The sequence below is a fragment of the Mycoplasma sp. 6243 genome (assembly GCF_051200785.1).
In the GTDB taxonomy this organism is placed as follows: domain Bacteria; phylum Bacillota_I; class Bacilli_A; order Mycoplasmatales; family Metamycoplasmataceae; genus Mycoplasmopsis.
In genome coordinates this window covers 193557-209931 of the sequence record NZ_CP195154.1, presented here as the reverse complement: position 1 = coordinate 209931, position 16375 = coordinate 193557, and the positions used below count along the sequence as shown (strand labels likewise).

Annotated in this window: 10 protein-coding genes; all 10 read right to left on the bottom strand. The window is 28.7% G+C overall.

Features of this window, described 5'->3' with window-relative positions; translation table 4 throughout:
- Window positions 1–81: 81 nt before the first annotated feature.
- The 10 genes from ACR82Z_RS00905 to ACR82Z_RS00860 all read right to left on the bottom strand — a co-directional run bounded on the left by ACR82Z_RS00905 (window position 82) and on the right by ACR82Z_RS00860 (window position 15725).
- Window positions 82–1458, bottom strand: a complete 1377-nt coding sequence (locus ACR82Z_RS00905) for an MSC_0618 family F1-like ATPase beta subunit (protein ID WP_435129959.1) — start codon at window positions 1456–1458, stop codon at window positions 82–84.
- The gene (locus ACR82Z_RS00900; protein WP_435129956.1) at window positions 1458–2975 is read right to left on the bottom strand and encodes an MSC_0619 family F1-like ATPase alpha subunit; all 1518 of its coding nucleotides are present in this window, start codon (window positions 2973–2975) and stop codon (window positions 1458–1460) included. Before ACR82Z_RS00900 ends, ACR82Z_RS00905 begins: the two co-directional genes overlap by 1 nt.
- Window position 2976: 1 nt before the next feature.
- Window positions 2977–5619: an MSC_0620 family F1-like ATPase-associated subunit gene (locus ACR82Z_RS00895; RefSeq protein WP_435129953.1), complete on the bottom strand. Its 2643-nt coding sequence runs from the start codon at window positions 5617–5619 to the stop codon at window positions 2977–2979.
- Window positions 5612–6064 carry an MSC_0621 family F1-like ATPase epsilon subunit gene (locus tag ACR82Z_RS00890; RefSeq protein WP_435129950.1) on the bottom strand — a complete coding sequence of 151 codons (453 nt, stop codon included), beginning with the start codon at window positions 6062–6064 and terminating at the stop codon, window positions 5612–5614. The genes ACR82Z_RS00895 and ACR82Z_RS00890 overlap by 8 nt, the downstream gene beginning before the upstream one ends.
- On the bottom strand, window positions 6057–6980 hold the full coding sequence (locus ACR82Z_RS00885) for an MSC_0622 family F1-like ATPase gamma subunit (RefSeq protein WP_435129947.1): 924 nt from the start codon (window positions 6978–6980) through the stop codon (window positions 6057–6059). Before ACR82Z_RS00885 ends, ACR82Z_RS00890 begins: the two co-directional genes overlap by 8 nt.
- A 1-nt stretch (window position 6981) precedes the next feature.
- The gene (locus tag ACR82Z_RS00880) at window positions 6982–7587 is read right to left on the bottom strand and encodes an MSC_0623 family F1-like ATPase-associated protein (RefSeq protein WP_435129944.1); all 606 of its coding nucleotides are present in this window, start codon (window positions 7585–7587) and stop codon (window positions 6982–6984) included.
- A complete protein-coding gene (locus ACR82Z_RS00875) occupies window positions 7577–9145 on the bottom strand; it encodes an MSC_0624 family F1-like ATPase-associated membrane protein (RefSeq protein ID WP_435129941.1) in 1569 nt (522 codons plus the stop codon). Before ACR82Z_RS00875 ends, ACR82Z_RS00880 begins: the two co-directional genes overlap by 11 nt.
- A complete protein-coding gene (gene mip, locus ACR82Z_RS00870) occupies window positions 9145–11880 on the bottom strand; it encodes an Ig-specific serine endopeptidase MIP (RefSeq protein WP_435129938.1) in 2736 nt (911 codons plus the stop codon). Before mip ends, ACR82Z_RS00875 begins: the two co-directional genes overlap by 1 nt.
- Before the next feature lie 8 nt (window positions 11881–11888).
- Window positions 11889–14327, bottom strand: a complete 2439-nt coding sequence (locus ACR82Z_RS00865) for a putative immunoglobulin-blocking virulence protein (RefSeq protein ID WP_435129935.1) — start codon at window positions 14325–14327, stop codon at window positions 11889–11891.
- A 723-nt stretch (window positions 14328–15050) separates the two neighbouring features.
- Entirely contained in the window at window positions 15051–15725 is a 675-nt protein-coding gene (locus ACR82Z_RS00860; RefSeq protein ID WP_435129932.1) for a hypothetical protein, read from the bottom strand.
- Between the last annotated feature and the right edge of the window lie 650 nt (window positions 15726–16375).

Below are 16375 nucleotides of genomic sequence, written 5' to 3'. Positions count from 1 at the left end.
TATATTTACTCACATCACATCTTAAATTTCAAAATTTAAGATGTGATGTAAAAACATCCCATTAGAGATGTTTTTAAATTATTACAATCCTAATTCTTCATCTGTTGGAATTTGCAGATTTGAACCTACATATTGGAATATTTCTGGACTTTGTTTGATGTATTTACCTTCTAAAATCCGTATTACACTATCAACAGTATCTTCTAAGGAAACATATTGACCTGGTGCTTTAGTAAAGTGTTCAGTCATAAAGAAGTTTTGGGTAAAGAAGTTTTCAAGTTGTAAGGCTTTTTTAACAATTGTCTTAGATTCTTCATCTAGTTCATCAAAACCAAGAATTAAAATAACATCTTCTAAGTCTTTATATGCTTTCAAAATTCTTTTGGTTTCTATAATTGCATCAAAATGTTTTTTACCAAGTAATTTTTCATCAACTGAGTTAGATTGTGAAGCGAGTGGGTCAAAAGCAGGGAAAATATTTTTGGCTGATTGCACACGTGAAAGCACTAAACTTCCATCAAGGTGGTTAAATACAGCAACTGCTGATGGATCAGATAAATCATCCATAGGTAAGAACATTGTTTGAAACGATGTGATTGAACCATTTTCGTTTTTATATAAACGATCTTGGATATTAGCAACATCTGATTCTAAGGTTGATTGGTATCCACCAACTGATGGTTTTTTACCTAAGGTTGCACTAGTTTCGTTTTCAGCTTGTAAAAAACGGTAAATATTATCAATAAATAACAGCACATCCTGATGTTCAACATCTCTTAAGTATTCTGTAGCAGTTACCCCGATTGGAACAATTGACATACGAGCACCTGGTGATTCGTTCATTTTTGAAATATACATTGCAGAACGATCCATTAAGTTTGAACTTTCAAGTTCATTAAATAATTCGATGGCTTCACGAGAACGTTCTCCCGAACCGATGAAAACATTTGATGTATTAGCACTGTTTTTGTTAACATTAAAGATAATTTCTTTCATTAACACAGTTTTACCAACTCCAGCACCCCCAAAAATACCTAATTTATATCCTTTGATAATCGGGATAAAGAAGTCAATTGCTTTAATTCCTGTTTCAACAAGTTCAATTTCATTATGTAAATAACGATTTGGATTAATTGTTGAATCCATTTCAATGTATTTTGGATGGGTATCACGATCTAATAAAGGTTGTCCACGGAATGAATAAATGTTATTTAATGATCGCAATCCAACTGGAACCATAAAACTTTGTTTAGTATTAATTACAGCATCATCGATCGATATTTCTTGTGAGTTATAAATTATAATAGCACGAATAGTAGTATCATTTAGTACTCTTTTTACTAGCAGATAGGTTTTTCCATCATGTAAAGTAAGCAGTTGATTTACTTTCGGAAGATTGTCTTTATCAAATTCTACTTCTATGACATCTGAAAATAAATTAATAATTTTTCCTGGCATTATCTATCTCCTAATTCTCTAGCAACTTGTTCTAATATCGCAGGTTGGATTTTGAATAAATCATCTGTTTCAATTTCTCAATTTAAATTATATGTATCTGAATATTGTTTCAATGCATTAGCAAAAAATGATTTATGTAAATTATCATCGTAGTTTTCACCACTCATTACAGTATTATATGAATTACGCGCTTGCTCATCAACTTGAATTAATTTATCAATAAAAGCGATTGCTTTTTGTTCATCTTTAACACCTTTTAAAATAGTTCAACTGATTAACTTTGATGAGAACAAAATAAGATCTTGGGTATGTAACGAAAATCCTCTTTGGGTAAACATCTTATCAATCATTTTTCCTTTATAAATTAATAACGAAGTTTCTTTATTAAAATCATAATCTAGCATCGCAAGCTTTAAATGACGTTTATATTCTTTATATGCTTTACCAATTTCAGCAGCAACCTCAGTAACAAGTCTACTTTGCACACTTGAACCAGTTCTTGATACTGATAAGTTAATGTTTATTGCTGGTAATACCCCTTGTGAGATTAAATCAGCACTTGTAACAACTTGTCCATCGGTAATTGAGATAATATTTGAAGCAATTAACGATGTAATATCACCATCAACAGTTTGCAGAATCGGCAATGCTGTAATAGTTTTACGACCAACAAATGAACCAGCTCTTTCGAGTAGTTGTGAATGTGAAAAAAATGTATCTCCAGGCATTGCTTCTTTTCCTACTGGTCGATCTGTTAATAAAGCAATTTCACGGATAATATTAGCATGCTTGGTTAAATCATCAAAAACAATTAATACATCATCTTCATAAGAAATATTTTCAGCATGTGCCATACCGATATATGGTGCTAAATATTGTTCATATGCACTTGTTGATGGTGCATCAATTATTATAGTATTTTCTAAAGCATCATATTCTGCTAAGGTATTATAAATTCTTGTAATAGCTTCCCGTTTTTGTCCGATCGCTACATAAACACATTTTACACCATTGCGAGCTTGGTTAATAATCGCATTTAACGCAATATGAGTTTTTCCGGTTTGACGATCTCCAATGATTAATTCACGTTGTCCTTTACCAATTGGGATTAATAAATCGATTGCTACAATACCGGTAAATAATTGTTCGTTTAAGGTTTTGACGGTGGTTAAATCATGTGCTAGTTCAAAGATTTTTGCTCCGAGTGGAGTAGGTTTATATGTGTTTTCTGCAGTTGGTAAAATCACATTCCCTTCGATGTCAATAACCTTACCAAAATAATTTTGAAAAGTATCAATTCTTGCTTCATCGTTTTCTAAAACAACTTCTGAATTAATCCGTAATTGTGCATTTTTGGTATTAGCAATCAAAAAGGCATGGGTTTTGCTTGCATTGATTAACATAAGTTTTATCTTAGGATTTTCCTTAAGGTGATAAAACTGTCTCTGTTTATAAGGGAATTCACCAGATACTTCAACTATGTAATCAAAAATTGATGTAATTTTTGGGTTATTCATATTAAATTCCTTTCAATCCTATTCCTAAAAATACTGAACCGATAGCTAGGAATAGAATAATTGCTACGATTGCGATAATGTAAATAGTTTTAAGTTGATTATTTCTTTTAAGTCTATTAATAATAGCACCAACAGAATTCAATGCAACTAAAATGCTTCCTGTGGCTAAAAATAATATTCCTAAAATTGTTAACAGATTATTATCAGGTTGTTTAAACTTCTGTAATTGACTATCAATTAATTGATAGTGTTGTTGATATGAATCAATTGTTTTTTGACTTTCTTTATCTGCATCACTTTGATCTTCTTCGGGTGGTGTAGGCGGTAGTTTATTAGCAATAATTAACTGTTTAAGTGCTAACATACCAGGACCAATTTCTTTTACTAAATTAACATAATTATCATATCAAGTGATAATATTAAATGTAGGTTGTTGTGATTGTGAATATTGTAATAATTTGTTAATGTTAACTTCTGTCTGTTTAATAAAATCGTTAAATACTTTGGTATTCGCTTTAATTTGTTTAAAATTTTCTTCCACTGTTTTTCTTACTTGGTCATTTTTTAAAGCAAGAAGAATAAAAGTTAATTCATCTTTATATGCTTGTGCAAGGTGAGAAAAATATGGACCATTATATCTTTTCGATTCAACTGATGAACCTTTAAGATTTCTAAATAAAAATCCCATAACTGCCTCAGAAGATGTTTTTATTGATTGTGCATTTACTTTGTCATAATCTGAAGTATTTATAACTGTAAATTTTGGATCATTTAATAATGTTTCACGTTGGATGTTGAATGGTTTTTCGGTTGCTGTAAATTGCACCCCGTAAGCTACCATACTAAAAATTGCTGTTCTAACATCTTTTAAGAAATTTAATTTATCATAGTCTAAATAGAATGTTTTAGTTACTTCATTGTCACCGTCTTTAACTGTATCTTCGTATTCAATACCTACTGCTTTATATAAATCTTCGAATTTTTCTTTTAGTGCTTTTATTTCACCTTGATATAAGAAATTGAATCTCTTGTGAGTTTCATCATCAGTGGTATCAAGGTATTTATATTTTGTAGAACTTGGAGCATCTTTATCAGCATCTGTTTTATTTGCATCCGAATCAACTTGTGCAACTTGATATTCACGTTTTAACTTAGGATCTAGTAAGTCCTGAATTTCAATAGTAGGTATTAATGAATTTCTAGCATTATCGGTAGGTTTTTCAAGTTTTACTACTCGATATCTATAACGAATGTTAATCGGATTATCAAAGAAGAATAAACTATCTTTTACTTCTTGTGAAACATTTTGGTCATTGAAAACCCTATATAAATAATCTCCCAAATCTTCTCCATCATTTCTTGCGATAGGTAGATTTTGATCAACAGGGTTATAAAGTTTATAACTGATATTCGGAAATAATGGTGGTAGTTGCAAAATTAATTCTTGAGGATTTATCGGAGGATTTAATGCATCATTGGGTTGTTCAGGTAAATTCGGATTTGTATTTGGTGCAGCTGAATCAGGTGGAGTGACTTGATTGTTTTGTGGGGGCTGTTGCTTAGGTTCTATCTCAATATCTTTGTTAGCTTCTAAGTCAAATGCTGTATATCTTGGTTTGATCTTATTTATAAAGTATTCATCTCAAGTTTTAAATCCTTTAGGTGGTGTAACAGTATATGAATCGGTTTTAGGATCATATACAACTTCAACATCCTTACCAATTTTAGTGATATCCTCAGGATTCATAAAGATTTCTGGAATCTTATCTTTTAGTTTATTAATATACTTATTTAAGGCTGTATCAAGTTCAGTTTTATTAATGGTATTTTTTTCATCTTTACGTTTTTCATCAATATTAATTTCATTTTGATCATTTCCTTCAATAGCCTTCTCATAGTTTGTAGGATCACTTTTACCAACTTTTATATCAGTATAATCCTTACCATTGAACTTAACGGTTGCATAATCATAATATTTATCTCTTGAAATAACTTTCGGGAAGATTGCATTCATTCCGTATTTTTCAGGGTTAGCAGCAATATCATCTTTATGGTCACTAAAGAATTTAATTAACTTATCTAAGTAAGTTATTTTACTTCGATTTCCACGATAATCATCTTTTGGTTTTTGTTCTTCACTACCTTTTCCTGGTTCTGCCCCAGGATTGGATGGTTGTTGTTGACCACCTTGATCACTCGGGTTCGATGGTTGTTCTTTATTTCCTTGTCCCCCTGGATTTTGGGTATTTACACCAGGATTAGTTTCAGGTGTTGTTGAAGATGGATTTACAGCAGAATCAGCAATTTTTTGTTCTTTATCTCTTTCGTTTTGTAAATATTGAATAAGATTATCTAAAAAAGGTTTTAAGTCTGAATGAAACTTATCATCAGCTTCTGTTCTAAATGTATCAAAGTCTGGTGATATATCTCTAGGTTTATTTTGCTTTGGATTGCGAGGATCCTCTGGTGGATTATTTGGATCGCTAGGTGTCCCAGGATTATCTGGAGTACTTGGATTTTCTTCACCATCTGTTTGCTTAATATCTAACTTTGCTTTGTTTTGTGTAGAAAGCGAAATTATAGGTGTCATTGTGGCAGTTGCTAACGAAAGAACATTAAGAATTTTTTTTCATTTTTTACTCATATGTTTCCCTTTCTGTTAAATTCAACAACTGCTTTAATTCTAATTCATATAAATCATTTTTCAAGTCATCTAATAAGATGGTTTCATCAATGCATAAGCCTACAAATTGCAAGGTTTTTAAACGAGATATTTGATATTTAAGTGGATCAAGTTCTTTTTTATATTTTTGCTTTGTTGTCGCAACTTTGAAAAAATGGATATTAGAAAATGATTTTACTAAGGTTTTATCAGGTTTTGAAACTATATTAACATTCTTTAAAAACATAAAGAAAGTGTTTTTGTTTTGTGGATTAACTAATTTAATTAACATTCTTGGATATGCACCAATAGAGTTATCAGAAACTTTAATTCAAGTATTTTCTTGATAATGATTAATATATAAATCATAATTTTTAATTCTTAATTTCTTATTATCCAAGAAAATCATTTCAATAGGTTTACTCATACTCATTTCAACCTTCTTCAAAAATCGTTTGTTTTTTCTTAGTTAATAAAACTATTTCTTCAATTTGTTTTTCTTGTTTAATGCGGTGGATTCGTTTAGTAACTTTAAGAAGTTCTTCATCAAGTTGTTTTACTTTTTTATTAGCAGCAACCAAAGCATTTTTAGCATTATAAAACGATGATTCGATAATTAATGAGTTAATTGCATTTTCGATGAAAATAGTAATTTGATTATCAATGAAACTTTCAATGTTTGGATAAATTTTATAATCTTTAATAACCTTATCAAACTCATTTTCTGGATGAATGTTTAGTAATTTATCAACATCAAAATTTGACATCGGAAGCAATGTAAAAGGTTCTTTATAGTTTTTATTTGAGTTAATAACTAGATGCACATTTTTGTATTCACTATCTAAATATAAAATCTTGGTTAGTTGTGCCAATGTTCTTGCAAGGTTTTTTTCTGCAGAACTTTTAAATGTTTTTATTACATTTAAATTATTACTTTTAGCAAAATTTAATGCACGGTTTCCGATAGTAATAAAATCAACATTTTTACCTTTAATTTTATTTAAAATTGTTTTTTCATAACGAGTATATGAATCGGTTCCATATTTTTGTTCTTCAGTTAAATAAATATACAGTTCTTTTTCTTTAATAAATGATTTTTTTAGATTTCTTAAAAAACTATTATTTTTAACAAATGAAATATCTTCAATAAAACTGTTTTTGATGTTATATTTATTTTTAAGTGCTTGAATTAACTGCACATTTAATAAAGCATTATCAACATAAAAAGCAAGTTTTCGTGTTAGTTTAACAATTGTTATTAATAAAATATTTTTATCATTATTAACTTTGATTTTAATATTTTCAAAGTTTTGTTTTTTCTGAATGATATCTTTTAAATGCATTTTATTCTTCTTTTAAAATATTATTATTAAAGAAAAGTTTTAAAGCATTGGTATATTTTGAAATAAATAAAACTATGTTAGGTAGAATTTCAACAACATAACCACCTAGTAGCAACCTTAATAAAGATAAATTAATTTCATTTAATAAAATTTCAAATTTATCTTCATTTTGGTTAGGATTTTCAGTTAGATAAACCTCTCCGTCAACTTTTTGATATTTAGCAATTTCTAAATTCAATTCATCTACATTTTCATCTGGGTTAACAACCAAATCAAAAGATTGTGTTTTAAAACTTATTGCTTGATTATTAGATGATTCATATTTAGCTAACATCGGAACTAGTTTGTTAAGACTAAATTTTGGATTTAAATTAAAAGTAATTACAAATTTTTGAAAAAGTAAATCATATTTATTTTTAAATGCCTTTTTAACTTGTTCCTCAAAGTTTTCAAATTCCTTTGAATTAAAACTTGAATTAAGTTTTAACAAAACAGAAGCAAAGAATTGTTTGTAACTGACGAATTTTGATTCTGAAACAAGTTGGTTATATGAGTTATAAACCTCTAAAAGTTCAGGTGTTTCAACTAGTATAGTTTTATTTTTCATGAGTAATTACTCCTTTATTTTTAGATGCAAAATTAATTTTTTGTAATCAAACATAAATGTAAATAAGAATTGAGATAAAGAACAATCCGACAACAATTAAATTAATAATGGTAAGTATTTTAAGTAAGGAAATTGGGGTAGGTGCTGATATCAACATAAAGTTATCTTGAGCAACTAACAAGTGATTTAAAGCATAGATAAAGATTAATGAACTATGTAAAAATAAGGAACTAAGAATTGCAAAAATTGATAATCGATTTATATTTTTATGACGAACAATATAATGAATATAAATTGCTGCTGAGAAGATAGTTATCGCAAAGACATTATATACATAATCACTTGGACTAGAAATAACAAAAATTGAAACGGTTAATAACATTCATAATAATCCTTGTGTTAATGACATATAAATAGTAAATAATGATGTATTTTTATTTTTTCTAAAGAAAAATTCAATCCCAACAAAATATCCTGTAGTAATTAAGAATCCAATTACTATGAATAAGATATATAAATAATTATATGAATCACCACCATCTAATAAGGTAAGACGATTGCGTAAATTGATAGTCATTGTTTTAATAAGCAACAACAATAAAACACCTAAAATAGCAAAATATAAAACAAATTTATCCTTAGAAGCATTATCAGAAATTTCATTTTCACTATAACGAAGTACTTTTTTGATGTTTGCTCCTAAAATAGATAAACCAACTAAAATAAATAATAAAATAATGATTACTAAGTTTTTAGCAGCTTTAACATTAAATAATGCATCTACGGCTGCTCAATAAGAGTTCTTGCTTGAAAATAATAAGTATTCTGAACCTTTTATTAATTCGTTACCTGGAACTGTTTCTCTAATGGTATCTGGGTTTTCTTGTGTAGGTTCAGGAAAGTAAGCATTCACATCTCATAAAAACATATTAATTAAGGTAAATAATAACAAGATAGTATGTGAGACTATTTGAATTACCAAAGGTCATATTGAAACATATAAAAGTGGTTCTGATTTGCGTTTATAAATATAAGTATATATTTCATATGCAACGTTAACTAAAAATAGTGGAATTAATAAATAATACAAACTAAATACATCATGAGCGACTGTTGTGGTATCTTTGGTTAATGCAAAAAAGAGTGAAAACAATGATATAAGCGATAAAGTGAAATATAGTAAATAAAAAATTAAATAGGTTGCAATACGTTCTTTTTGTTGTTCTATTGATTTGAAGTTTTTAAACACTGAATAAAAGAACACAAATACAAGAGGACTAAAGCGCAGCATTATTACAGCATTATCTTGCCTTGAAATTACTGAATTAAAGTTAAATAAATCTGAATATGGTTTATCCGCAGCAGATTGACTAAGTAATGATGTAGGGAAAATAGATTTATCTAGCAAGTTGACAACAACTAACACCGAAATTACAAAGAAAGAAACTAAAATATATTTATAAATAGTGCTTCATCAACTCTGTGATTTAGAATTAAGTTGATTGCTATAATCATTATAAATTTTTCGGTTGATTATGATTTTATTAATTTTGTTCATTATTTTCCTTCAGTATTTTGATATGTTAATAAATTGTCACTAAATTTAAATTGTTCTGGGATGTTTTCGCTTGCAAATCCATTTGGAAATAAGTTAGTTTTACCGATATTTAACTTAGACATTGCTTCACGATATGAATTCTTTTGATCTTTTCCACCACCATAAATTAAATCATATTGTGGTAAATTATAGCTTCCATATAATCCATTATAACTGTATCCTTCGGATCTAAATGCTGCTGCTAAACCAGTTCTTGCTGTTGGATTAGAATAATGATAAATTCCAACTAACTCGTTTTTTTGGTTTCGAACCGACGAACCAGATGCACCACCACCTGGAGCATATCAACGTGGCATGTATTCTAAACCAAAGTTGATATATTGCTTATTATCATCAGATGTATATAGGTTTTGTAATGGACTTTTTCCGTGAGATAAAACAGGTGCAGATAAGAAAGCATCAGTAAGACCAGGTTTATCAATAAAGGTGCGATATGCTAAATCGTATGATAAACGGTTCCCACGAGCAAGTCGTTCTTGGGTTTTTTGATCTGAATCGTTTTCTCCTACCTTATAGTCATAAAAATCAGGATCAGAATTAATTCATAAGGTCCGATAATATTTTGCTACATTAATTTGGTCATCATCAATATATCTTTTTAGATAAAAATCTCTTCAACTACCTGAATCAGCTAACGGGAAACCTAGAATAAATAATTGATCGTATTTATTTAATGAATTTTCTTCGTTTTTCTTAACTGCTAAGGGGACATTAATCTTTTGATAATCTTTTAAATACGAATTAGGTAAGAATTTAACTTTTTTATCATCTGGTAAGTCCTTATAATCATTGGTAACCAATTTTGCTAATGCTGCCGCATTGGGGGCTTCATTAGTATTTATTAAAACTTTTGATAAATCTGCTTTTGCAAAATCTATTTCTACTACCGCAAAATCCGCAAATTCTTCAGCATTTTTATATAAATCTTTTTGTGGTTCTGCTAAATAATCTGATGGTTTAGTATTAAGAAAATCACGTGCATCAAAAACTCTACGAATTGCTTCCTTGTTAAATCCGAAAGTTCTAAACATTGCAGGACTATTTAATCCAACTAATTTTAAGGTATTTAACACAGGATTAACGTCATTAATCATTCTGGTTATTCCAAAACCAACAAACCTTCCTTTTTTAATCGCATCAGCAACATGTAAATTAGTTCCAAAATAAAACTTAGTTGGGTAACTTCCATCATCTGGAATTTGATAATCCATAATTCACATTGTTCCACCAATATTATCTTGTTGTTTAGCAAAAATAGGTAGGGTAATTAATGAATTATAAGCAACAGATGAATTAATTTCATTTAGAACTCTTTGCTTTACATCAGCAGGGAAATTTGCTGCTTCAAGTTGTTTACGCATTGGTGCTTTGTAAATTTCTAAATAATCATTTACAAGTTTATTAACTTTTGTGTAATCATTATTATTTTCTTTAACAAGTTCGTTATAAACTTCATCACGAACATATTCTTTTCATTGTGAACCTGGATTTTCAGTAAGTCATTCAGTGTAATATTTAACTCTTTGTGGATCACTTATTTTTTTTATAAATTCAGTTAAATCTTCTTTGTTTTCAAGTATTTTAGCAACTTGATTACGAATATTTTCATCACCAGAAACTAAGAAGTTCCCAATATTAATTGCATAAGTTTGTTTTGCAATATCAACATAGGTTTGATTAGGTAGTGTACGAGCTAATCCGGTTGTTTTAAACGGCTCTTTCTTACCATATGAATCAACTCAACTCGGTTGTGCTGGTTGTGATTCTTGATTAATATATAATCCATCCACACTTCCATCTGATTTATAAATAGGTGTAGAAAATCCTTTAACAACGCTGCTACGATAATCAGAAACACCTACCGATGCTGCTTTTTGATTAAAACTTGTTATTTCAGATGCACTTGTTTTTTTGAAAAGTCCACCTCTTAAACTTTCTCATGAACCATCTGCAGATGCATATCTAACAAATGAATCAGTATATTTTTGATTATCATAATCATATCTTTGTTTTAAATCTTTATTAAAATATGTTCTGAATTCATCATTAGTTGGAGCAGGGATATGGATTGTTTCTTCCATACCTTGCTTAAATCCACTGATATCATAACTTTTAACAATAGTATCTTTTTTATTAGTAGGATTGGTGAATTCAACATATATAGTTAATTTACCTTCTTGATTTGCTTTAGCACGATTATTTCCATCTAAGGTAGCATTAGTTAAAACTGCCTTAAACTTATTTATGTAGTTATCTTTAACCTTAATACTTCAATTTTGTAAGTTATCAAAAACTTTTGTAGGAAGTGTATTTTCTTTTGTGGTAGGAACCAAAGTGTTTGTAGCAACTAATTCAAATTGGTCATCTGGTTTTAACGAATTTACTATTGTAGCAAATTCTGCTTTTGATATAGGTTTAACTTGTTTTTGCTCACCCACTGATTGCCCACCTGAACTCCCAGAAGAACTTGAACCCCCAGGATCGCTAGAACTTTGTGTTCCATCTTGATCAGAAGAACTTTTTGCTCCTCCTGAATCAGTTGAACTACCTGAACCACCTTTTGTCTCTGAATCATTAGTATCTTTTTTGTCTTCTTTTGTCCCGCAAGCAACAGCAATTGTTGCTGGAATTAATAAAGATGCAGATAAAATACTAAATCGCTTTATTTTCTTCATATAACCTCCTAAGTTAATGTAAGATCATCTTCTTGTTGACTATATACAGCAACTGTATAACCATTTGATTCAAGTTGTTTTTTTAACTCTATTGCTTGTGGTTGTACATAAATGGTTGTTTTATTAAGTTGTTTAGCTAAATCAAATAAATCCTTTAAATAACCCAATCCACGTGATGTTAGTTGATCAGAACCAGTTAAATAAACATATTTAGTTGTATTATTGTTGCTAAATATTATTTTTGCATCTGGTGGACCCGGTTCTCCCTTAGCGATGTTTTCAAAACCTGCATCATTTAGTTCTTTAGAAGAAATGTTAAAGTATTCTGAATCATTAAATAATAATAATCTTTTAATTTTTCTTGGAGCATTTGATGTTTTAACTACATCTGAGAATACTAAACCATGCAATGAACGAATTGATGGTGCTCTAGAAAAATCAAGACCTAACGGATAACTGTTTCCACTTTCGTTGTTATCGGGATGGTTTCCACCTCCGCTTTGTCCTTCAAATATTTTTTCATTATTTCTAGTTCAATATGCCATTCTTAAACCATCATTAATTCTTGAATATGGATCAGAAGTGTTCTTTTTTATATCACTTTCTTCAAAAGCAAGAGAGTCAAATACAATTCTAGTAGCTATATTTGAATTCGCTGGATAATCTCTACTTACATTATAATCTAGTGTATTAACCCAAGCAGTTTTACGAAGAGCTAACGGGTTAATTGATCATTTTTCTGAAAGTGCATTTCCGGTTGTATATAAACCTAATTCATCGATTTCTTTATATTCTAACTCTATCAAAGCTGAAGTATTTGCAGCAGATGCATCGAAGAATAATTCTAATTGAGGGATTTTTTGTGGTAATAAATCTAAAATTTCTTTAAATTTTTGGTTTGCTGATGCTGCACCCATATTTAAGAAACGATATGAAGTTATATTAATATTATCTTTTTTAAATCCTTCCAAAAGTTCTTTTGTTTTAGCATATGCTTTAGAATCAAACATATTAATTTCTAAAACAGTTCCTTCATTAAGTTGTCCATCGACTTTTTGCTTTGCTGTAAGTTTATAAATATTAATACCTTTTATTCCTTGAATATCATATTTAGCAAATCTTGCTTCATATTTTATATCAGTTTTATTTCAGTCTTTATAATTACCACTTAAAATTGAATCACCATCACGGCCAAATGGTCCTGAGATCCTAAAGGTTCTTCTAGTTTCATTATCTCTTGTTTGTACACCTAAAACTGAGTTAAATTCATCTGGTTGACCAAATGCATGTGAGTTAATTTTTCCATCTTCAGTGATATAAATTTCTCTCGGATCTAAAACAAATCCTTTTTGTAATTCCGAATATGCACTTGGATCTATTTGGGTAAACTTAGAAAAGTCAATATTTTCTATTAAGAGTCAATCACGAACTGTTTTATCAGGGTAATTTTTAAATTTTTCATAATCAGCTGGATTCTTTAAAAAATACTTGATATTAGGTGAATCTATTAATCTACTGTATTGATATCGTTTTTTTTCTCAAACTCCTGGTTGTTGATTAATATAACTTTGAATATTAGCATCGCGTTCAGTTTCTGTTTTATATTGTTTATCATCAAAAATTTGCTTAATAAACCCTATTGTATCATTCGGATTATCATGTATGGTTTTGAATGCTGCAATTGCATTAGATAAAACCCTGTTAGTCAGTTGGTCTGTAACTGTAATACTATTTAGAACCTTATTTATTTCCTGTGAATATGGTCTTCGATTAGCGATATCACGTTCTACATCATATTGAGCAATTGTTCTTCCTGGATTTTGTGTAACATCTGCATCAACAGGTACACCTTGAATATATATTTTATTCGATTGTTCTTGTTTAGGACTAAAGTTTTCTTGTTTTTTTACTTCCTGCTTTGGAGGTTGAGCAATTGGTAATTCTTTCTTTTCGTCTTCTTTTGGTGGGGTTATAACGATTTGTTTTATTTTTTGCGCTGAAGCAGGTTCACTCTTCTTTATTTCTTGTTTTGTTTCAGGTTTTGGTTCATCTTTTTTCTTTTCAGGAACTTGTTTTAACTCTGGTTTTTCTATCGGTTTTGGTTTTTCAATTTGATTTAAAATAACTGTTTCCTTAGTTTTTGTCACTTCTTTGTTTTCATCAACTTTTTTAGTTGTCTTAACAGTAGGTTCATCTATTTTTTTAACCTTTTCTTTTGGTTTAGGTAAATTTAAATCAACAGCTGAACTAATACCAGCTGTTATATCAGTATGATTTATATTTTCTAAAACTGGTTTATTAATTGATTCAGGTAGGTTGCTACTATTATCTGACGATGAGGTGGGTGAAAAATTATACAAGACTGATCCAGTGACACTTGAAACAAGTGATGTACCAACTACTAAACCACTTAATATCAAATATTTTCGTTTTAATTTTATACTCATATGACACTCCTTCGATTGACACGTATATATATATATATATGAAATATATGCATACATATCTACTTAAAATGTCTTCTATACTGTTATTATAGTATTTTTACTAAAAATAAAAGATTTTTTTCTTTAAATCTCTGAAATATTATTCAAAACTTTACATAGTTACAATGTATAAAAATTATATAGCATAAAGCAGGATTAATCACTTTTTACCAGTTTTTTTAATACCATAAAAAGTTTAATTTAAGATTTTTCTGTTTTACTTTTTATAATAAAACACCTTTATATAAAAATATAAAAACAAAATCTGAAAAAGTGAGCTTGTAGCAAATAAAATATTTGCGTATCTGCCACAGATATAAAGTTTTTTGTTTCTTTTTTTCAAAAAGAAAATTCCCTACCTATTTTGCATTAGTAGGCGGGGGTTAGAAGTGGTAAAAGTGAGAAACCCTTAAAACATTTGTATGTGTATGTTTTAAATGATTTTCCTGTAAAGGAAAAATCCCAAGACTGCTTGTGGTAAAATATTCATAAATTTTGTTTGTTTGATTTTATAAATTTGTGATGTTATCGAGTTTTTTACGAGCATCTTCGAGTTCATCGAGTATTTGTTGCAATATTTTTATTTCATCAATTTGTATATTTATCAGATGAAGCAATTTTTCTAATTTTTAAATCAAGTAATTTATTAAAGGAGAAACCACTCGAAAGAAGTCTTGATATGATTTATACTTCTTTTACCCCTAATGGCAGCGTTTTTCAGAATGCTATTTTCTCATAATGAGTCATATCTTTTGTAGATATCGGTTTTGCTTCATATCTTTTATTTTTGGTTCTAAAATATAATTTTTCGTCTGTTCCTATGACAAATTTTATATCTGTGCTGCTATTAATTTTAATTCTTTTGTCATTTTCATAGGGTGCATAATTTACATTATTATAAGTTACTGCAGCAGCATTAATTTTTCTTTTTATCTCTAAATCAAAGTAATTTTCTAGGTATTCTTTATGTGGTTGTCTAAAGAAATTACTTTGTGGATTTTGTATAACACTTTTTCTTGTAATATTTAAATAATTCATTAATTCACCTATATTTTGGTTCAATTCTTCAATTGTTTTATAATTGTGATCTTTTATAATCAACTTGGAATTCTCTTTTGTGCAAAAATCTCAAAAACGTTCAATATGTGGTTTTCCGTTTGATTCAGAAGTGGTTATAAATTCTATTCCTAAATCTCTTACAGCATTATATGTAGAAGCATTTGATTCAGCAGAATTATAAAAATTCTTTCTGTTATCTGTAATAATCATTTGTGGAATTCCATAATTATTTATCATTTTTTCAATATTTGATTGATGTCCATTTAATGATTCTGCTTTTTTCTCAAAATGTAATGACAAAATTAAACCTGTTGCTACATCAATGGAACCAATTAATGTTATTTCTTTATTATTTAAGAATTTGTGTGAGCATCCATCTATTTCTACCCTTTGACCAAATGAGAAATTTCGTCTTTGTTCGGTTCTAATTACTTCTTTTTCTTAGGTTTTTAAAAACCATATTATCAAAAAGATATTCCTTATTCGTTAATTTTGCATACTTTACATATTTTTTGCAGAATTTTCGCTACTTTTATAAGCAAAAGCAGATGTAACACCTAATTTTATTAGTCTTTTATGAAATTGAGAGTAAGATATATTCGAGTTTATTTTTTCATTGGTATATATGTTTTAAATGTGTTTTATTTGAAAATAATGTATAATTTAGTAATGTCAACAAAAGATGAAAAACTCAAACAACTAAAATTAATAGCAAATTCATGAATAAAGTCATTTACTGACGCTTCCGAATGATGTTAAAGAAGTATTAGCATCTTATATTACTTCATGAAATAATAGTAAAGATATAACAATAGAAAAACCTAAATATTGTCATAGATAGTGGATCTGTAAAGATACACAAGCACGGTTCAACAAACAACATCGTCTCGTTATAGAATGTTTAGATTGTAAGAAAACTTTTAGTAATTGCACTGGAACAGTTTTTGAAA